This window comes from Paenarthrobacter sp. MSM-2-10-13 (genome assembly GCF_011605365.1).
Classification (GTDB): Bacteria; Actinomycetota; Actinomycetes; order Actinomycetales; family Micrococcaceae; genus Arthrobacter.
In genome coordinates this window covers 140,718-159,880 of the sequence record NZ_JAAOXO010000011.1, presented here as the reverse complement: position 1 = coordinate 159,880, position 19,163 = coordinate 140,718, and the positions used below count along the sequence as shown (strand labels likewise).

Below are 19,163 nucleotides of genomic sequence, written 5' to 3'. Positions count from 1 at the left end.
AGCAGACGCGACAAACCGCCTACGAGCTCTTTACGCCCAATAATTCCGGATAACGCTTGCGCCCTACGTATTACCGCGGCTGCTGGCACGTAGTTAGCCGGCGCTTCTTCTGCAGGTACCGTCACTTTCGCTTCTTCCCTACTGAAAGAGGTTTACAACCCGAAGGCCGTCATCCCTCACGCGGCGTCGCTGCATCAGGCTTGCGCCCATTGTGCAATATTCCCCACTGCTGCCTCCCGTAGGAGTCTGGGCCGTGTCTCAGTCCCAGTGTGGCCGGTCACCCTCTCAGGCCGGCTACCCGTCGTCGCCTTGGTAGGCCATTACCCCACCAACAAGCTGATAGGCCGCGAGTCCATCCAAAACCACAAAAGCTTTCCACCACCACCACATGCGTGGAATGGTCGTATCCGGTATTAGACCCAGTTTCCCAGGCTTATCCCAGAGTCAAGGGCAGGTTACTCACGTGTTACTCACCCGTTCGCCACTAATCCCCCAGCAAGCTGGGATCATCGTTCGACTTGCATGTGTTAAGCACGCCGCCAGCGTTCATCCTGAGCCAGGATCAAACTCTCCGTTGAAAAAAACAAATCAAACAGACACAACCACACCCACCGGAAATAACGGTAAACGCGGCTGCACAAAATTCGAAACCAGCTGAAAACCAGACCACCACACACGGGGGTGCGCAATGATCCAGCCATAATTTCAACCAATCAATAAAACAATCGGTATCAACAAACTTGGCACACTATTGAGTTCTCAAACAACAGGTCACTATTCCAAAGCAGTACCACCAGCCTCAACTGGATCGCTCCGGAGCAACTTTTCAAACTTACCCGAACCAGCCGCACAAAGCAAACCAGAATCCGGGCCTCCCACACCAACCAGAAGCGCACAAAAGCACAACCGGAACCGGTAATTTGAAAGGGAGTCGGTCGCTATCTTTCCGCATCAGCGGCGGCGACTCGAATAACTTTACACGCGCCCAACCCCCACACCAAATCCACCCCAACACCACCCAAAAAACCCGCCAACACAAAGAAAACAACCCCAAACCACCCCCAAAACACCCCCCAACCCCAACAGAAACCTCCCGTGAAGCCCATCACACCCCCCAACCACGCCAACCAAAACGCCAAAACCCAAGCACCCCCGTCGAACACACCACAACCACCCGCCGTCGAACACCCACCCAACCCGCAAAACCTGAGAGAGCGACGCCCAAAAACGGCAAATAAGTGAGAGAGCGTCGGAGGGTGGCGGCGGTTATCCGGCAGCGCGCGTCCAAGGGAGGAACGACCGAGCGCACAGAGGATGACCGCCACCAACCACACCCACCGCTCCAACCCCACCCGCCGCTCCAACCGCCACGCACCAGCGCCATCGAACCCCACAACCAGCCGCCCGACACCCAACCCTTAAACAACAACGCTCCCCCACCGAAGTGAGAGAGCGTTGGGCCAAAACCCGAGGGATGTGAGAGAGCGTCCCGCTCAAACTCGAGGGATGTGAGAGAGCGTCGGAGGGGCCAAACGGAGGCTTAGTGGCCGCCGTGGCCTCCGGCGCCTTCCGTCTTGCGCATCATGGCGCCAAGGACCACAGCCGCCACCGCGATAACGGTCGCGGCCAGGAATGCCGCCTGCATGCCCGCCACCAACCCGGAGGATGCAGAAACCACGGCGTAAATGGACACCAGCAGCGCAGTGCCGGCAGCACCCGCAACCTGCTGGGCCGTGCTGATAATCGCTGAACCATGGGAGTAGAGGTGCGGCGGCAGTGGGTTCAGGCCTGTGGTGAAGGCCGGCGTAAAGAGCAAGGCGAGGCCAAGGCTCAGTGTGACGTGCAGGGCAATAACCCAGCCAAGGGAACTTGCCTCATCCAGACGCGAGAACTGCCAGAGAGTCAGGACCATCAGCACCGAGCCTGTGACAGTCAGCGGCAGGGGACCAACTTTGTCGAAGATCCGCCCGATGACCGGACCCAACAGGCCCATGGCCAAACCACCCGGCAGCAGAGCCAGTCCGGTCTCCAAAGGCTGAAGGTGAAGCGTGTTCTGGAGGTACAGCGGCAACAGGATGACCCCGCCGAACAGGGCCATCATGGCGACGACCATCAGCAGCGTGGACACCGTGAACATCCGGAACTTGAAAGCGCGAAGGTCCAAGAGCGGGGCGTCGGACTTCTGGAGCTTGAGCTGCCGGGAGACAAACAGTGCAAGGCAGAGGACGCCTACTACCAGCGCGATGACGGGAACAACGCCAGCCTCGGCTCCACCGATCTGGCTCAAACCGTAAACCAGCCCACCAAAGGCAGGGACGGTAAGGATGACAGAAGGCACGTCCAGCGTGGTCTTCTCCCGTTCGCCCACATTGGTGAGGTACTTGGCGCCGATCGCAAACGCAGCCAGGGCAACCGGCAGCACGAACACGAACATGAAGCGCCAGGAGAAGTGGTCCAGGATGATGCCTGAAACGGTTGGTCCCATGGCGGGTGCCACCGAGATGGCAATGCTGACGTTGCCCATCACGGCACCGCGTTTGGACATCGGAACCAGCGTGAGGATGGTGGTCATCAGCAGCGGCAGCATGATGGCAGTGCCACCTGCTTGTACTATGCGCGCCAGCAGCAACACCAGGAATCCCGGTGCCAGTGCGGCCAGCAACGTTCCACCGCTGAACAGCCCCATGGCCAGCATGAAAGCCCCGCGCGTACTCATCCGCTGCAGGATGAAACCCGTGGTGGGGATGACGACTGCCATGGTCAGCATGAAGCCCGTGGCCAGCCACTGCACAGTGGACGCGCTCACCTGGAGGTCCGTCATGAGGCGCTGCAGGGCGACGTTCATGATGGTCTCGTTGAGGATCACCACGAAGGTTGCCACCAACAGCGTGACAATGACCGTCACGGATTCGCGTGACATCTTCCCGGACACCGGGGCCTGGGACCCGGGAGCCTGGGCCGTCGGCACTACCGGGGGCGCCGCCTCGGTGGAGGTGACGGAGCCGGAAGCGCCCGAACTAGGCTTGCCGTTGGCGTCGGACGTGACGTCGGTAGACATGAGGATTCCCCAAGGGTTTGGATTTGGTGTCCGGCGATCTATGCCGGTGAAGACTAGAACAGTCTAAACTCCCATCCAATTCCCGTCAGTAGAAAAATTCCTAACGCTAGGAGAACAAAGGGGCATTGTCGATGAGCCGCACCGGCCCCACTTTGGCGGCAATGATCGCCAATCCCTCACCGCGGAAGGGAGTCTCCTTGCAGTTCTCTGCGAGCGGCTCCAGTGTAGTGGGATCCACGACGTCGAAATAGTCCAGTTCCACCAGCGGCTGCGATTCAACAAGCGCGACGGCGGAATCGAGGTCAAGCGGTTCATGCGCGTTCGCGCGGGACTCAATGAGGCGCAAAGCCCGCGACAACACCAGCGCTGCTTCACGCTCTTCGTCGGACAGGAACCTATTGCGGCTGGAGAGCGCCAAACCGTCCTCACTGCGAACGATGGGCACGGGCACAATCTCTACCGGGAAGTTCAGGTCCGAGACCATGCGCTTCACCAAAGCCAACTGTTGTGCGTCCTTCTGGCCAAAATAGGCCCGGTAGGCCGCCGTCGTGCCGTCAGCCGCAGCACCTCCGGGGAGTCCGTAGTGCAACAGCTTGGCCACCACGGTGAGGGCGCCGTCGAAATGTCCCGGGCGGGAGGCGCCTTCCCACTTTTCACCCAACGGACCGGATGTCACCCGCACCAAGGGCTGGCCGCCGGGATACACCTCGTCCACGGACGGCGCGAACACCAAGTCCACGCCTTCGGCATCAAGCAAGGCCATGTCAGCGTCGAGGGTGCGCGGGTAGCGGTCAAGGTCCACGGCATCGCCGAACTGCAAGGGGTTCACGAAGATGGTGGCCACCACCACGTCGTTCTCCGCCGCAGCGGTCCGGGCCAGCGCGGCATGGCCCGAATGCAAAGCACCCATGGTGGGAACAAGTCCTTGCGAATTTCCACCTTTGAGAGTCAGGAGCCGGGCACTCTCGGCCCGTAATTCCGCCGCCGTGGTCACGAGTTTGATGGCCATGCTGTTCAGTTTCCTTCCGGTGCCTTGGGTTCGGCGCCCAAGGCCTCGTCAATCTCAATCAGTTGTTCGGGACGCAGCAGCCCGCGGTTTCCTGCCCTGCGCGCAGTCGCCCGGGCCATGGCCCGGTAGGCCTCAAGGACGTCGCCGCCTGCACCGCCGTCGTACTCTTTCAATGCCTGGGCGTGCGCGGAAACGGTACCCACATCCCCTCGCGCAACAGGACCGGTCAGCGCAGATTCGCCGGACGCGAGGGCGTTCTCGAGAGTCGCACGCAGCAGCGGACCAAGCATGGCCTCCGGGGTTTCGACGCCGATCTCCCGCAGCATTTGCGATGCCTGCGCCACCAGCGTGACCATATGGTTCGAGCTATGCGCGAGTGATGCGTGATAGAGCGTGCGATCGGCCTCAGCAATGGCCACGGGTTCCGCGCCCATCTCCACTACCAGTGCCTGGGCGATCGGCAGCATGGCAGCATCCGCCGTGACACCAAACGTGCAATCCATGAGACGGGTTAGGTCCAGGCTCATGCCGGTGAAGGTCATGGCCGGGTGAAGCGCCAGCGGAATCGCACCCGCTGCCCGGACCGGGTTGAGGATTCCGACGCCGAACCGGCCCGACGTATGCGCCACCAGTTGCCCGGGCTGCCACGCTCCGAGCTTGGCCAACCCCGCCACCAACTCGCCGAGGGCATCGTCCGGGACGGCCAGCAAAACGAGCTCCGAGCGTTCCACGATGTCCTGGATTTCCAGGACCGGAACGCCGGGAAGCAGGTTATCCGCACGCTCGCGGCTCGCCTCGGAGACAGCAGAAACCCCGACGACGGCGTGCTCGGCCGCGCGCAAAGCGGCACCCAACACGGCACCCACCTTGCCAGCGCCGATGATCCCGACACCGAGTCGTCCTGGCCTAGCCATCGTGGCGGTCCTCCTGTTGCGGTGAAGTCTGGGGTGGTGCGGGCTGGGCGGGTTGTTCCGTTAGTGTGGCTGCGAGCTCCGGGGCTTGCGGTGCCACCTGCGCCAGCCATTGTTCGCTGGTTTGCCGCTTCCGTGCCTCCCGGGCCCGGGCAGCCTGCTGATCGAAAAGCTCCACTGCCTGCTCCACGTCGGCTTGGAACACCCGCGGGGAAACCGGCCCTGCCGTGGTGTGGAGGACAAGATCGGCCACGCGGAATCGCCTCGCCCACGGGCCCTGGTGCAGTGCCATGGATTGTGTCCGTTGATGCGGAACCATCACAAGCGTGTGCCACCAGCGGCCGGAACGGATCAGCAACGCAGTCTTGGTGGCAAGGAAACCGTTGCGCCGCCAGCCAAGCGGGGCCAACAACCTTGCGCGGCGGGGAGTGGTGGTGAAGCCGTCACTCGTGGCGGTGTTGGGTTGAACCGGCCCAAGCCCATCAAGTCCCGCGGTGAAAAGCCGTTCCGGATCCTCAACTCCAGGATCAGGCAACACCAAAGACATCATCCGCAACACCTCCGGCTTCAGTCCGACGGGAAGCAACATCGTTCGGGCGCCATCAGTACTGGCCGCCAGGCCGTAACCCGCCACGTTGACGTGAATCCGGTACCAGCCAAAGATTCTCCACAGGGGCGGCTGCGCCACCATGAGCGCCTGGATCCGCCCGGGCGGAAGAGTCTGCGCCTGCGTATCAAGAAGCCCGTACCGGAGGCGGATGCCGTCCGGGGAAATCGCGGCGGTGAAGTTGTAGCCCTTGTTGAAGGAGCTCCAGTAAGACGCAGCGATACCCAGGATGCCGGGGATGAGCGCCAGGAAAATAGCGTTGTTGTCAAACAACACAGACGTTGTGACAACAACTGCGGCCCCAAACAAAATGCCGACAGTCTGCTCGCTGAGCAGCAGGGAACCAATAAGCCGGGACGGCGGCACCGACAACACAACATGCTCTGGAGCTTCCGGGACTTCCGCTGCGGTTTCCGGTCCGCTGACTACACCTGCCGCCCGCGCAAGAATGGTGGCACGCAGCTGCTTAGCTTGGTCCAGCGGGAGGTAAGCGAGCCGCACGGCCGATTCACCGGCGTCGGCCACTTCAAACTTCAGTTCAGCGAGCCCGAAGATCCGCGCCAAAAGCGGCTGCACAATGTCGATCGCCTGAACGCGATCCAAACGGGCCTGCCGTTGCTGCTTGAACAGGAAGCCGGTGTTGACACGGACATACCCCTCCGCCACTTGGTAGCGCGTGAAGTACCAGCTGAGAATGAACCCGCCAACCGTCAACAGCAACACGACGGCGCCCCCGGCCAGCAGCCACGGCGCCCGGCCGCTGAGGTTCGGATCCACGAAATCCCGGCCCTGCAGCATTCGCTCGAAAGCGTCACGACCAAAGAAGAACCCGACGGCGGCAAGCGCCACCCAGCCGCGAACGAACGGTGACGCAGGGTGGACGCGGTTCCAGTCGCCGTCGACCGTTGTTTCCGGCTTGCCCGGCAGGCTCTCAGTGGCGTTGTTTTCCAGGCTCACAGCCCGGCCAACCTGGCTTCTCCGCGAGCCGAAAGCTGCTCGCGCAAGCGTGCCCCTTCTACCGCCGGAAGCCCAGGCAACTGCGCATTGGTTCCCGCAGAGGCCGTGTGAAGTTTGAGCGTGCACAACCCCAGGCTGCGTTCAACGGGCCCAACCGCAACGTCCACATATTGCATCCGGCCGTAAGGGACCACCATGGTTCGCTGGAAGAAAATACCGCGGCGGATAAGGAGGTCGTCGTCGCGCTCGGCGTACCCGATTGCGCGAACTTGGCGCGGAATCAGCACCAGCCTCCACAAGGCCAACACCAGCACTACCGCGGGAACCGTGATCGCCAGCCACAGAGGCGGCCACCGCCACCAGCCGAGCAACACGAAAACGAGAGGCAGGCTGAGGATTACCAGCATCACAACGTTGCCGATAGCCCACTCCACTAAGCGAACGGTGACGTACTTTGGGGATACCCGCAGCCACTGGACGCCGGGAGGATCAATCGCCTCGGTATGCATACTCGCCTTCACCTTTAGTTTCGCCTCGACGGGTTTCCGGTCCGGCGGTCCCACCTTCCAGGTCCTCCGGCGGGATGCGGCAGAACCGCTCCACCACCAGACCAACCACAACCATCACTACGCCGCCGCCGCCCATCAAAAGGGCATTCCACAGAATTCCCTCGCCGCCACGCAAGCCACCAATACGGAGAAGGTCCGTGGCGATTCCCGCATGCCAACCCAGGAGCAGAGTCCCCGCGTAGGCGCAGGCTTGAGCCAGAATCAGCGTCCTGGCCGCGAGGATCGGATCAAGCAGGTTTTTCTTCTTACCGTTACGCCAACGCAATACTCTGATACCCATGACCAGCGTCAGCCCGGCGATGACCGCCATGGTGATGAGCGCGGAAACGGGCAGCACAGGGGTTGGCATGCTGAAACGGTTGGTAGCCACCGTAGCCAACCAACCAATCACGGCAGCGATCACAGCGATGAGCATCAGAACCACGGGGCGCATTGCTTTCATGGCTGCTCCACTGCTCCGGCGGCCGGCACACCGGCTACGTCACCAAAACCGTCGAAGCGCCGAATGTCCGGCATGTCGGCGGCGACGGCGGCCAGTTCAGCCACGCTCCTGCCATTCAGTGTGGCGTGCGGATCCAGCAGGGACCATGGGTACAGCACGAAAGCGCGCTCCGCTGCCCGCGGATGCGGAATCGTCAGAACGGGGTCCTCGCTGGCGACGTCACCGAATACGATCACGTCCACATCCAGGGTCCTGGGACCCCATCGCACCTCGCGGGTACGGTGATGCTTTTGCTCCACTGCATGGCAGTGCTTCAAGAGTTCCAGGGGTGTCAGCGTGGTCTCCACCGCCATGACCATGTTCAGGAAATCAGGCTGGCCCTCCGGACCACCGACGGCCTTGGTCTGCACCACCGGCGAGACACCCAACAGACGCACCTCCGGCGGATCCACCAGATCCGCGACGGCAGTGGACAAGGTGTCGTTACGCTCCCCCAGATTGCTGCCAAGGGCCAGGATGGCCTTGGTATAGCCGGACGTCATGATCGCTCCCGGTGGACGCTAACAGTAACGTCGCCGAACGGTACCTCGATGGGCGCCTTGGGCTTGTGAACCGTGACATCAACGGCGGCAACACTGTAGTTCTCGAGGATGCCCTCGGCAATCCTCACAGCCAGGCCCTCTATGAGGTTCAAAGGCTCGCCCTCAATGTGCTTGGTAATCAGCTCAGCCACTTCGCCGTAGTGGGCTGTGTACTGCAGATCATCCGTCTCAGCTGCCTTGGTGAAGTCCGTGTAAAGCACGGCGTCCACCACAAAAGGCTGGCCGTCACGGCGTTCGAAATCGAACACCCCGTGATAACCGACGGCGGTGACGCCGGTCAGCGTGATCCTGTCCACAGCGGTATCCAATCAGCGGGAAATGCGGGCGGCGACCTTGACGGCGTCAAGGCTCGGGCCGACGTCGTGAACCCGGACAGCCCAAGCACCCTTCGTGGCGCTCAAAGCGGTGATGGCAGCGGTAGCCGCATCGCGTTCCAAGGGTGCAGCGGACTTACCCGCCACTGTGAGAAGCGAGCCGAGGAACCGCTTACGGGAAGCAGCCACCATCACCTTGTGACCCAGTGAGAAAAGCTGGTCCAGGTTCTTCAGGATTTCCCAGTTTTGGTCCTCATTCTTGGAGAAACCGACGCCGGGATCGATGATGATCTGCTCCGGCGCAACACCCGCGGCGTACAGCTTGTCGCGGACGCCGCTGAGCTCAGCCACCACGTCCTCCGTCACGTTCTTGTAGTCCGTGAGGCTGTCCATGGTCAGGGCGTCGCCCCGGCGGTGCGTCAGGATGTACGGAACCTTGGTCCGGGCCACGAGCTCGGGCATGTCCGGTTCAATGGTCAAGCCGGAGACATCATTGATGATGGCCGCACCCGCCTCAATGGCAGCAGCCGCGGTGGACGTGTGCATGGTGTCAATGCTGACCAGCGCACCGGCCTTGACCAGCGCCTGGATCACGGGAATGACGCGGCGCTGTTCTTCTTCAGGGGAAACCGGTTCAGCACCCGAGCGGGTGGATTCGCCACCGACGTCGATGATGTCCGCACCTGCATAAAACATGCGCAGGCCGAGTGCGATGGCAGTGTCCGGCGTCCGGTGAGTACCGCCGTCGCTGAAGGAATCCGGGGTGACGTTGAGGATTCCCATAACGAGCGTGCGGTCCGTTGGCAGGTCCTCGAACCTGGCCGCGGGTCGCGGTTTGCGGAGAATCGGCAGAGGGCTTGTGGCCGGGCCGGTTCCGGGTGCTGCAGCGAGGGAGTCCATAGTGCTTACCTTCCGAGTATGAGGCTCATGGCCTCGGCGCGGGTGGCCGGGTCATGGAGTTGACCGCGCACCGCACTGGTGACGGTCTTCGCGCCGGGCTTGCGAATGCCGCGCATGGACATGCACATGTGTTCACATTCGACGACGACAATCGCGCCGCGCGGATTGAGGTGCTTCACCAGCGCCTCGACGATCTGCGTAGTGAGGCGTTCCTGCACCTGGGGCCGCCGCGCATAAATATCCACCAGTCGTGCCAACTTGCTCAGGCCGGTCACCTTGCCGTCATGTGACGGAATGTAACCAACATGTGCCACTCCGTGGAACGGCACCAAGTGATGCTCGCACGTCGAGTAGAAGGGAATGTCCTTGACCAAAACAAGCTCTTCATGGTCCAGGTCAAAAGTGGTGGAGAGGACATCCGCAGGGTGCTGGTGCAGACCTGCGAAGACCTCAGCGTAAGCCTTGGCTACGCGCTTAGGCGTGTCCAGGAGTCCTCCGCGGTCAGGGTCTTCACCAATAGCCAGCAGGATCTCACGGACAGCCGCTTCAATGCGCGGACGGTCCACTTTGTGTCCGTGCTTGGAGCCCGCGGCGGAACCGTGGGCGGCGGCGAGGTCGTCGTCGTCGTCGAAATGAGTCACAGCAGAAGCTTAGCCGTGATGCGGGTGGTCGTTGCCGCCGTCGGGCTGCGGGGACTGGAACGACTCCTGGCTGCTGACTCCCTGGGCATGCGGTGCCACGACGTCCAAAGGCTCATCCAATCGGGCCTGCTTGGCCTCTTCCTGGGCTTCGCGTTCAGCCTTCTCGGCGCGGCTCTCCACCGGAGGAATCGACTGCACCGGACGGGATTCCTTGGACAGCCAGATCTCGCGGAAATCGCGCTTCCGGATGTCGTGGAAGATGTCAGCGATTTCCTGCTGGTTCAGGGTTTCGCGCTCCAGCAACTCCAAGGCCAACCGGTCCAGGACGTCGCGGTTCTCAGTGAGGATGGCGTAAGCCTCGTCATGTGCCTGGTCGATCAAGCGACGCACTTCCTCGTCCACAACATAGGCGATCTGGTCGGAGAAGTTACGCTCCTGCGCGGCGTCGCGGCCCAGGAACGGCTCACCGCCGCCCTGGCCCAGCTTCACGGCACCCACGCGTTCGCTCATGCCGTACTGGGTGACCATCTTCCGGGCCGTGGCGGTGGCCTTTTCGATGTCGTTGGATGCACCTGTTGAGGGGTCGTGGAACACGATTTCCTCAGCAACACGGCCGCCCATGGCGTAGGCCATCTGGTCCAGCAGCTCGTTGCGGGTGACCGAGTACTTGTCATCCTCAGGTATCACCATGGTGTACCCGAGAGCACGGCCACGGGGAAGGATGGTGATCTTGGTGACCGGGGCAGAATTACGCAGTGCGGCAGCAACAAGGGCGTGACCGCCTTCGTGGTACGCAGTGATCTTGCGCTCGAGTTCCTTCATGACCCGGCTGCGCTTCTGCGGGCCCGCCATGACGCGGTCGATCGCCTCGTCCAGCGCGCGGTCGTCAATCAGGTTGGCGTTTGAACGCGCCGTCAGCAGGGCAGCCTCGTTCAGCACGTTGGCAAGATCGGCGCCGGTGTAGCCCGGTGTCTTCTTGGCCACGGCCTTGAGGTCGATGCCCTGTGCCATGGGCTTGCCCTTGGCGTGGACGTTGAGGATCTGTTCGCGGCCGATCATGTCCGGGGCTTCCACGGTGATCTGCCGATCGAAACGACCCGGGCGCAGGAGCGCAGGGTCCAGGACGTCGGGGCGGTTGGTGGCAGCGATAAGGATGACGTTGGTCTTGACGTCGAAGCCGTCCATCTCAACGAGGAGCTGGTTCAAGGTCTGTTCACGCTCATCGTTGCCGCCGCCAATGCCGGCACCACGGTGACGTCCAACGGCGTCGATTTCGTCAACGAAGATGATGGCCGGGGAACTCGCTTTGGCCTGTTCAAAAAGGTCGCGAACACGCGAAGCACCAACGCCGACAAACATTTCCACGAAGTCCGAGCCGGAGATGGAGAAGAAAGGAACGCCGGCCTCGCCAGCTACAGCGCGGGCCAGCAGCGTCTTACCAGTACCCGGAGGGCCGTAGAGCAGCACACCCTTGGGGATCTTTGCACCCACGGCCTGGAACTTGGCCGGTTCCTGGAGGAACTCCTTGATTTCCTGGAGCTCTTCCACGGCTTCGTCCGCACCCGCGACGTCAGAGAAGGTCACCTGCGGCATGTCCTTATTGACCAACTTGGCCTTGGACTTGCCGAACTGCATCACCTTGGAGCCGCCGCCCTGCATGCGGGAAAGCAGGAACCAGAACAGGACACCCAGCAGCAGCACAGGGATGAGCAGGGAGAACAGGCCGGAGAACCAGTTGTTCTCCACCGGCTGGTCCGTGAAGCCCTTGTCCGGGTTGGCGTTGGTGACAGCCTTAACCACATCCGGACCGCGATCTGTGACGTAGAAGAACTGAACGTTCTTGCCCTTATCTTGGCCGTCCAGGTTCAGGTTGTCCTTGAGCACCAGGTCAACGCGGTTCTCGGCGTCGAAAATCTTGGCCTGCTCAACCTTCCCGCTTTGGGAAAGGAGTTCGAGGCCTTCCTTGGTGTCAATGCGCGTGGAACCGCCCGGAGCCAGCGTTGCGAATGCCACCAGGAGCAAGCCAACGACGACAACAATCCAGATGCCCGGGCCCTTGAAGAAACTCTTAGCTTTCATCTGATCGGGGTTTTGCCCCGTCCCTCCTGGTAGTGCGGCGAGGCGCAACTTCTGCGCGCGAGTGGTGCTGCTTCAGTTTCTAGCTATACACCGTTCCCAGTAACTCACGCATCGGAAAGTCCAAAAGTTCCCTCTGGGCGTACACAGGATACTCGCGTTGGGTGCGCTGGAACAGGGGTTATGCACTCTCGTTGGGTGCGGGTGCGGCGTCGCCTTGCTGCGTACTCGTTCACGCCATCCGCACCCCTTCCGCATCCGGCTCCCACCACCCCCACCGCCCGCGCACCCGTTCACGCCATCCGCACCCGTAACCTCTGGAGCGAACGGCGGAAAAGGGTGCGCACTTGTTGAAGAACAGGCGCGCCCGGCGGAAGAGGGTGCCGGCTTGGGAGGAGCTTGCGAACAACTGGGCCACGTTGGTGTGCGCCATTTTGGGTCTCGTCCGAGTGGTCTCGATGCCGTTTTCCACATAGCTCGGCTTTCCACATACCTCGGACGGGTGCTTTCGCCTTCGCAGAAGAACAGGAAGCGTGGAACCTATGGTCATTCCGGAACTCATACTTGCTTCAGATGCGACACGCATTGGACAGGACGCGCGCCAGCTCGCGAAGCAGGCCAAACGTGGCGAGCTCGTTCGGATTCGACGCGGAGCCTATATTCGCGCTGCCTATTGGGCGGAATTGAACGAGCGTCAGCGGCACGGCCTCCAAGCCGCTGCGCTGGTCAATACGACCAATACGGCGCCCCTCTTCAACTTGCAGACGGCAGCGCTCCTCTGGGGCCTCGGCGTAGTGGGTGTGCCGCGGAGCTTATGCACCGTCACAGGCGACCCAACGGGTGGCAGGTCAAAGCACGGAATTAGGAGAAGCCTGGGACCTCTCGACACTGGGGTAACCCAACTGGGCGGCTTCAAAGTCACAGACAAGGTCCGCACCACAGTGGAGCTGGCAGCTGCCCTGAACTTTGCCGAAGCCTTGGCCCTCGTGGACTCCAGCCGCCGAAACCAAAGGTGGGGCGACGCCTTTACGGCCGACGATTGGAACAAGGACAAGGCATGGGGTCCGCCGGCGCCAATGGACGAACTGGTTGAAGCTGCCTCCGCTCTCACCAGCGTCTCAAGGCAGCGACGTGCCCAATCGGTTCTGGATCTCTCCTCGGAAAAGCCCGAATCGGTGGGGGAATCCATGAGTCGAGCCCAAATGATCTTGCTCAACTTCCCCATGCCTAGCCTTCAGGGCTCTTTTACGTTGGGGAACGGGCGAACCGCCAGAACCGATTTCTGGTGGCCTGAACTCGGTCTTGTGGGGGAATTCGATGGGCACGGAAAATATTTGAGACACGAGTTGCGGGGAAACCAGACCATCCAGCAGGCAATCATGGCTGAGAAGGCCCGCGAAAATGGGCTGCGGGCATTAGGCCTCACTGTGGTTCGCTGGGACTGGTCCGAGATGATGAACCCGCGAGCATTCGCACGCATTCTGAACGACGGCGGCCTGCGCTCCCTGCGGGCGGCCTGAGAGTCCGGTTGAATCAGGCCGCGACCGGGAGCACCAGCAAGTAACCAGTGGGCAGGTCTGAGCTCCAGCGCCGGGGCTCACGGACCACGAACTGTGTGGCAAGCTGCTCCGGAGTAAGCAGACTATTGGGCTCCGGAGAAGGGCCCCACTGCCCACTGCCATGGGGATAGAGCGGATCCAAGACACGAATCCCCGTCACTTGGAACTCCGCGAATTGCGTGGGATCACCCATGGATTCAAAGCCACTCATTACCCAGGCATGCCGACCGCTCCACATGACGAGCCCTACAGGCCGCCCGGTTTCGGCTATTGCACGCGCCGCCGTCTGCAGCGTGTCCTCGTAGGTGGCAATGCTGACCACCGCATATGGGCCCATTCCAACCTCGGTCAAGACCTGCGCCCAGCCCCGCGGGTTGGCCCCGTTGAATGAATTCGATGACCGTGCACGGGCCATCTCCCACAGCTCGCTTTGCTGTGCGGAGGTTGCCCACGTTCCGCCGCCGGTGTCATCGACGAGGTTGTGTGCCATTTGGATGCTCGCCGCAACACACCAGTCAAAGGTGTACTGCGGGACAAAGTCCCCCTCTTGGTAGAGATTCAAAGCGAAAGCCTGAGGAACAGCGGGCGGCGGTGGCGGCGGTGCGGGTTGCGGTGCCACAGGGGTCTGTGTGGCGCTCGTTGACGGGACCGCCTGGAGGTCACCCGTAGTCGGCATGGCGGAAGAGGACGCGATGGGCTGTCCGGCATCGGTCTCAGTGAGATCGACCGCAGGAGTGCAGGCCGTGAGGAGAGTCGCCATGACGGCGAGCCACGTCAAGAGACGGGCGGGAGCACCGGTCATGGTCCAGTTTAGCGCGAGGAGCCGTTGCGGCGTCAGGCTTCGGGTCCCCTATGACCGCACCCGCGCCCGCCGGGCGCACCCCTTAAGCGCCAACGCCGCACCCACACCCGCCAAACGCACCAGAAGTTACGGGTGCAGACGGCGGGAAAGGGCGCGGCGGGACAAAACAGGACAAACAGGGCTAACGGGCTAAGCGGAAGGGCTTACTCGTAAACGTGCGGGGCCAGGGTGCCCACGAAGTCCAGGTTGCGGTACTTCTCGGCGTAGTCGAGGCCGTAACCTACGACGAATTCGTTGGGGATGTCGTAGCCAACGTACTTCACGTCGATTTCCACCTTGGCGGCGGTCGGCTTGCGGAAAGCTGTGCAGATCTCGACGCTGGCCGTGCCACGGGATTCAAGGTTGGACTTGAGCCAGGACAAGGTCAGGCCGGAGTCAATGATGTCCTCAACAATGAGCACGTCCTTGCCCATAAGGTCGGTGTCGAGGTCCTTGAGAATCCGGACTACACCGGAGGACTGGGTGCCCGAACCGTAGGACGAGACAGCCATCCAGTCCATGCTGACGTGGCTGTGCAGCGCACGTGCGAGGTCAGCCATGACCATGACAGCACCCTTGAGGACACCGACAATAAGGATGTCGCGGCCTTCGTAGTCTTTGTCGATCTGCGCCGCGAGTTCCGCGATACGCGTTTGGATCTGCTCTTTGGTGTAAAGAACGTGCTTGAGATCTGCCTGGACGTCGTTTGAATCCACCAATGGCTCCTGTTTTGATGCTCGGGTGCGGCTACTGTTGGGACGATTTCTGATGCCGGAATACTAGCTTCCCACAGCGGGGGGCTAGTCGGGGAACGCCGTCAGCCGCAGCGCCCGCCGAAAACGCGGACAAAGCACCCGCGGAAACAGGTCCTTCCTGCTCCAGATCGCTGAGGGACAGGCGGTACACACTGACGTGGCCGGGCAGTTCCACGGGCCCTGCCGAGCCTTGCCTGCGAAGCAGTGCTTCCGCAGCTTGGAGGCGCCCGTAGCCGGGTTGTTGACCGCCGACGTCGGCCGCCGCCTTCGCGATGACACGGAACCTGAGCGCTGCGGGCAGCTCACGAACGGCGTCTTCAGGCAACCACGCGCCGTCATCCACGCGCTGCACAAGTGAGAGATAGGTCTCGTGGGCCAGCTTTTCAAGAAAGTCCGCGTCCTGCTGCAGGATTGCCGCGGTCCGGGCCAGCGATTCTGCAACACCCGGGCCGAGTTTCTCTTCCAGAACCGGCATCACTTCAACACGCGTCCTGGAGCGGGCAAAGGCGGGATCGGAATTACTGGGGTCGTGCCAGGGGGAGAGCTCCTCCACCCGGCAAATTTCCAGCGTCTCCTCACGGCGGAGGCCTAAGAAGGGCCGGAGCAGGCGTCCCCGTGCGGGCCTCATGCCAGCCAGGGATCGTGTTCCGGACCCACGGGCCAAGCCCAGAAGTACCTGTTCGGCCTGATCGTCCAAGGTGTGACCCAGCAGGATCGCATCACAGTCCAGCCGGGATGCGGCAGACTCCAACGCAGCATGACGGGCGTCCCGGGCTGCGGCTTCCGGTCCAAAACCAGTGGCGGCGACTTCCACGGTCCGCACTTCGACCGGAGAAAGCCCCAGCTCGCGCAGCACAGTAGCGGTACGGGCAGCCACCTCCGCGGAGCCGGCCTGCAGTTGATGATCCACCACTACGCCCGCCACGGACACTGGATGCCCGTCTACATGGCCTCGTCTGGCAAAGTAGGCGGCAACTGCTGCCAAAGCCAATGAATCCGGGCCTCCGCTGCAGGCTACAAGCACACGTGAGGGATAGCCGGCGGAGGACAGGGCGTTCTGCAATTGCTTCCGGGCCTTGCCGACGACAGGCGCCAAACGCCCGGGCCGACGTCGACCCTTAGCTACAGCGCCCGCAGCGGACCCGCTGGCGGAACCACCAGAACCAACAGGAACGCTCAAAGTCCCATCCGCTCAAGCCACAGCTTGGAGTTGTGGATCTCTTCTTCGGTGGGGAGGTACTCGGCGGACTCCCACACCCGGTTGAAGCCCTCCATGCCGGCCACGGCAACTACTTCGCGGACGAACTTGGCGCCATCGGTGTACTGGCGCATCTTGGCGTCCAGGCCGAGGAGGTTGCGGATGAACTTCTCCACCACGCCACGGTCCTTGCCCCGTTCGTTGAAGCGCTGGCGGATGGTCCTCACGGAGGGGACGATGCTCGAATCCACGGCGTCCATGACCACATTGGCGTGACCTTCGAGCAAGCTCATGACAGCCGTGATGTGGGAGAGGGACGCCTTTTCCTCCGGGTTCTGGAGGAGATCCAGGATGGCGCCACGGCCCGGCGTCTTCTCGGAAGGGTTACGGTCGCGCAGTGACTTGGCCACAGCGCCGGCGCGTTCAACCAACGTATCCATGTTGCCCAGTAGATTGCCGCTGAGCTTCTCGATCTCGTCCAGCATGTGGTGCCGGAGCCAAGGCGCAGCCGCGAACTGGACCCGGTGGGTCTGTTCATGCAGGCAAACCCAGAGACGGAAGTCGTCCGGGTGGACGTTGAGTTCGCGCTCCACGGAGATGATGTTGGGTGCCACCAGCAAGAGTCGGCCGCCCGGGGGAACGTTCGAATCCGGGGCCAGCGCAGCAAAAGGGTCGTACTGGCCGAGGACTTTACTGGAGAGAAACGCCAGCACGGCACCGAGTTGGGTGCCGGTGATGGCGCCGCTGGCAGCAGTCGCAGCCGGGGTCATTGCCACCCCGTTGCGGCTCTCCAGCATCTTCTCCAGGGCCGGCTGGAGCATCACTGAGAAACTTTGCGTGTTGGCCTTGGACCATGAGGCCCTGTCCACCACCAGGACGTGCGAATCGCGCAGGTCCTTCGCGGCATCCAAGCCGGTGATGTCGTGCACGTGCGGGACGGAGATATCCGCGTTGAAGCGCAGATTATCCACGGCCTTGCCGATTTCCCCGGCGCTAAGCTCCGGACCTGGAGGGGCAAGCCGGGCAGCCGTAGAGGCGGCCAGGTCCCAATTGATCAGGGCCGGGGCCCCTGCTGACGAATCGCGGGCAGATGACACCATACGGTCCATCACACCACACGTCTCTGACAGTGAGCCTTAAGTTCGCTCCGCGCTGAGGATTCAGCCTTGGCAGCCGCACGCGGCAAGCACCGACGCAGAGCGGTCCAAGGCCACCTTGTTGCCCGCGGCACCGGGATCCAGCCCATTGCCGATGAACGAAAACACCAGCAGCCGGCCATCAGCGTCCACAACGTAACCGCTCAACGCGAGCACGGTATTCAACGTCCCGGTCTTAGCGCGTACCAGCCCGGCGCCCTCGGACGTGCCGGCGTCCACATACCTGTTATCCAGGGTTCCGGTGAGTCCGGCTACCGGAAATCCATCGAGCGCTGTCCGTAAGGCAGGGTCAGGTCCGCTGGTGATGGCACGGACAACCTCGGCGAACTGGTGGGCGGTGACCTGATTCTCCAAGGCCAGGCCGGAAACGTCGGCCAACTGCATCGAATCCGTGGCGATTCCCAGCTCCCCCAGCCTTTGCCGCACGGCCGCAGTGGCGCCGTCGTACGCCCCTGCCTGGCCGGACGCCAAAGCGGTCATGCGCCCCAACGCTTCGGCGAGGAAGTTGTCCGAAGACTCGAGCATGAGGTCCACTTGCTCGCTGACGGTGGCCGACTCAGCAGCAGCCAACACCTTGGCGGGGAGGCCTTTGCCGCGTTCGACGCCGGGACTCACCGGGACGCCCGCGGCCGCCAACTGCTCGGCGAACGCCTGGGCGGTGGTGATGGCCGAATCCTGGGGCCGGGGACCGGTCAAAACCTCAGGGTTATAGCGGCCGGAGTTCAACGCCAAGGAAAACAGGGGCGCGGTTTCGCCGGCAGCGACGTCGTCCAGGCTCCAGGCGGGATTAAGGGGCGCGCCGCTGAAGAGTGAGTCGTCAACTTGTACGGTAATCGGTCCGTTCACACCGGCCGAAGTCAGAGCGGCGGCCGTGTCCGCAGCCAACGATGCCAGGCCGGCACGGCCAAGAACGGCTGAGGGTTCGGAGGCGCCGGAACCCAGCAGCACATCCCCTCCCCCGGTCAGCACCACTGTTGAGGGATTGTCGGATGCGAGCACGCGGGTGGTGAACCGGGACTCTGGGCCCAGCGCCGTTAGCGCGGCGACGGCGGTCAGCAGCTTCATGTTCGAGGCCGGGATGCGGTTGGCGTTGGCGTCGCGATCAAAAAGGACTTGGCCCGTGGAGGCGTCCATCACCACGCCGCTGATGCTGCCGGCACCATCCGGTGTGAGGGTGGCGTTGAGGAGTTTTGCCACCTGGGCAGGCACAGGAATAGGAGCCTTCGCATCCAAGGGAAGCACACTGTTGACATCGGACAGACGGTCCGGCACCTTATGCCAGGCGGGAACTGCAGGCACGGGCTTCTGGACAGTGAACAGGCCCGGAAACATCCCCACCACCACTACGGCGCCAAGGCACAACAAAACTGTGGTCAGTAGCAGCGGCCATGCAAAGCGCCCCCACACCGGCGTATCCCGCTTGCGGGCACCCCCGTTTTTAACGCCCATCATGGAAGTTGCTTGGTCCTGTCAGTCCTGAAATGTCCCCGCCGGTTCAAGAAACCCGGGCCTCTCGCTATATCCTCAATAGTAGTCGGCGGCGCCGGCCGTGCTTTTGCCTGCCGCG

Annotated in this window: 17 protein-coding genes and 1 rRNA gene; 1 reads left to right on the top strand and 17 read right to left on the bottom strand. The window is 62.4% G+C overall.

The genetic code is table 11. The annotated features are described in order from the left end of the window. The 12 genes from HAV21_RS18535 to ftsH form a co-directional block, all read right to left on the bottom strand. Window positions 1–578: ribosomal RNA gene (locus HAV21_RS18535) — 16S ribosomal RNA — on the bottom strand; the annotation flags it as partial. Window positions 579–1,540: 962 nt separating this feature from the next. Continuing rightward, window positions 1,541–3,058 carry a DHA2 family efflux MFS transporter permease subunit gene (locus HAV21_RS18530; protein WP_166842701.1) on the bottom strand — a complete coding sequence of 506 codons (1,518 nt, stop codon included), beginning with the start codon at window positions 3,056–3,058 and terminating at the stop codon, window positions 1,541–1,543. A 106-nt stretch (window positions 3,059–3,164) separates the two neighbouring features. Continuing rightward, window positions 3,165–4,067, bottom strand: a complete 903-nt coding sequence (panC, locus tag HAV21_RS18525) for a pantoate--beta-alanine ligase (RefSeq protein WP_166842700.1) — start codon at window positions 4,065–4,067, stop codon at window positions 3,165–3,167. 5 nt (window positions 4,068–4,072) lie between these two features. After that, a complete protein-coding gene (locus tag HAV21_RS18520) occupies window positions 4,073–4,981 on the bottom strand; it encodes a DUF2520 domain-containing protein (protein ID WP_166842699.1) in 909 nt (302 codons plus the stop codon). After that, window positions 4,974–6,542: a PH domain-containing protein gene (locus HAV21_RS18515; RefSeq protein ID WP_166842698.1), complete on the bottom strand. Its 1,569-nt coding sequence runs from the start codon at window positions 6,540–6,542 to the stop codon at window positions 4,974–4,976. The genes HAV21_RS18520 and HAV21_RS18515 overlap by 8 nt, the downstream gene beginning before the upstream one ends. Then, complete coding sequence (locus HAV21_RS18510; protein ID WP_166842697.1) at window positions 6,539–7,051, bottom strand: PH domain-containing protein; 513 nt, start codon at window positions 7,049–7,051, stop codon at window positions 6,539–6,541. The genes HAV21_RS18515 and HAV21_RS18510 overlap by 4 nt, the downstream gene beginning before the upstream one ends. Continuing rightward, window positions 7,032–7,553 (bottom strand): DUF3180 domain-containing protein, encoded by a 522-nt coding sequence (locus HAV21_RS18505; protein WP_142937185.1) that lies wholly within the window; start codon window positions 7,551–7,553, stop codon window positions 7,032–7,034. The genes HAV21_RS18510 and HAV21_RS18505 overlap by 20 nt, the downstream gene beginning before the upstream one ends. After that, the gene (gene folK / locus HAV21_RS18500; RefSeq protein WP_142937186.1) at window positions 7,550–8,095 is read right to left on the bottom strand and encodes a 2-amino-4-hydroxy-6-hydroxymethyldihydropteridine diphosphokinase; all 546 of its coding nucleotides are present in this window, start codon (window positions 8,093–8,095) and stop codon (window positions 7,550–7,552) included. Before folK ends, HAV21_RS18505 begins: the two co-directional genes overlap by 4 nt. Then, window positions 8,092–8,451 (bottom strand): dihydroneopterin aldolase, encoded by a 360-nt coding sequence (folB, locus tag HAV21_RS18495; protein ID WP_142937187.1) that lies wholly within the window; start codon window positions 8,449–8,451, stop codon window positions 8,092–8,094. The genes folK and folB overlap by 4 nt, the downstream gene beginning before the upstream one ends. A 12-nt stretch (window positions 8,452–8,463) precedes the next feature. After that, complete coding sequence (folP, locus tag HAV21_RS18490) at window positions 8,464–9,369, bottom strand: dihydropteroate synthase (protein ID WP_166842696.1); 906 nt, start codon at window positions 9,367–9,369, stop codon at window positions 8,464–8,466. A 5-nt stretch (window positions 9,370–9,374) separates the two neighbouring features. Beyond that, window positions 9,375–10,010, bottom strand: a complete 636-nt coding sequence (folE, locus tag HAV21_RS18485) for a GTP cyclohydrolase I FolE (protein WP_026005412.1) — start codon at window positions 10,008–10,010, stop codon at window positions 9,375–9,377. Window positions 10,011–10,019: 9 nt separating this feature from the next. Beyond that, entirely contained in the window at window positions 10,020–12,089 is a 2,070-nt protein-coding gene (gene ftsH / locus HAV21_RS18480; RefSeq protein ID WP_166842695.1) for an ATP-dependent zinc metalloprotease FtsH, read from the bottom strand. A 539-nt stretch (window positions 12,090–12,628) separates the two neighbouring features. Here ftsH and HAV21_RS18475 point away from each other — a divergent pair. After that, window positions 12,629–13,606: a type IV toxin-antitoxin system AbiEi family antitoxin domain-containing protein gene (locus tag HAV21_RS18475; protein WP_166842694.1), complete on the top strand. Its 978-nt coding sequence runs from the start codon at window positions 12,629–12,631 to the stop codon at window positions 13,604–13,606. Window positions 13,607–13,619: 13 nt separating this feature from the next. Here HAV21_RS18475 and HAV21_RS18470 read toward each other — a convergent pair whose 3' ends face one another. From HAV21_RS18470 to dacB, 5 genes are all read right to left on the bottom strand, one after another. Then, window positions 13,620–14,447: a hypothetical protein gene (locus HAV21_RS18470; protein WP_142937191.1), complete on the bottom strand. Its 828-nt coding sequence runs from the start codon at window positions 14,445–14,447 to the stop codon at window positions 13,620–13,622. 203 nt (window positions 14,448–14,650) lie between these two features. Then, window positions 14,651–15,202, bottom strand: a complete 552-nt coding sequence (gene hpt / locus HAV21_RS18465; RefSeq protein WP_011772910.1) for a hypoxanthine phosphoribosyltransferase — start codon at window positions 15,200–15,202, stop codon at window positions 14,651–14,653. Window positions 15,203–15,233: 31 nt separating this feature from the next. Next, on the bottom strand, window positions 15,234–16,304 hold the full coding sequence (tilS, locus tag HAV21_RS18460; RefSeq protein WP_166842710.1) for a tRNA lysidine(34) synthetase TilS: 1,071 nt from the start codon (window positions 16,302–16,304) through the stop codon (window positions 15,234–15,236). 113 nt (window positions 16,305–16,417) lie between these two features. After that, window positions 16,418–17,539 (bottom strand): zinc-dependent metalloprotease, encoded by a 1,122-nt coding sequence (locus tag HAV21_RS18455; RefSeq protein WP_166842709.1) that lies wholly within the window; start codon window positions 17,537–17,539, stop codon window positions 16,418–16,420. Window positions 17,540–17,599: 60 nt separating this feature from the next. Beyond that, on the bottom strand, window positions 17,600–19,045 hold the full coding sequence (dacB, locus tag HAV21_RS18450; RefSeq protein WP_166842708.1) for a D-alanyl-D-alanine carboxypeptidase/D-alanyl-D-alanine-endopeptidase: 1,446 nt from the start codon (window positions 19,043–19,045) through the stop codon (window positions 17,600–17,602). Window positions 19,046–19,163 lie beyond the last annotated feature (118 nt).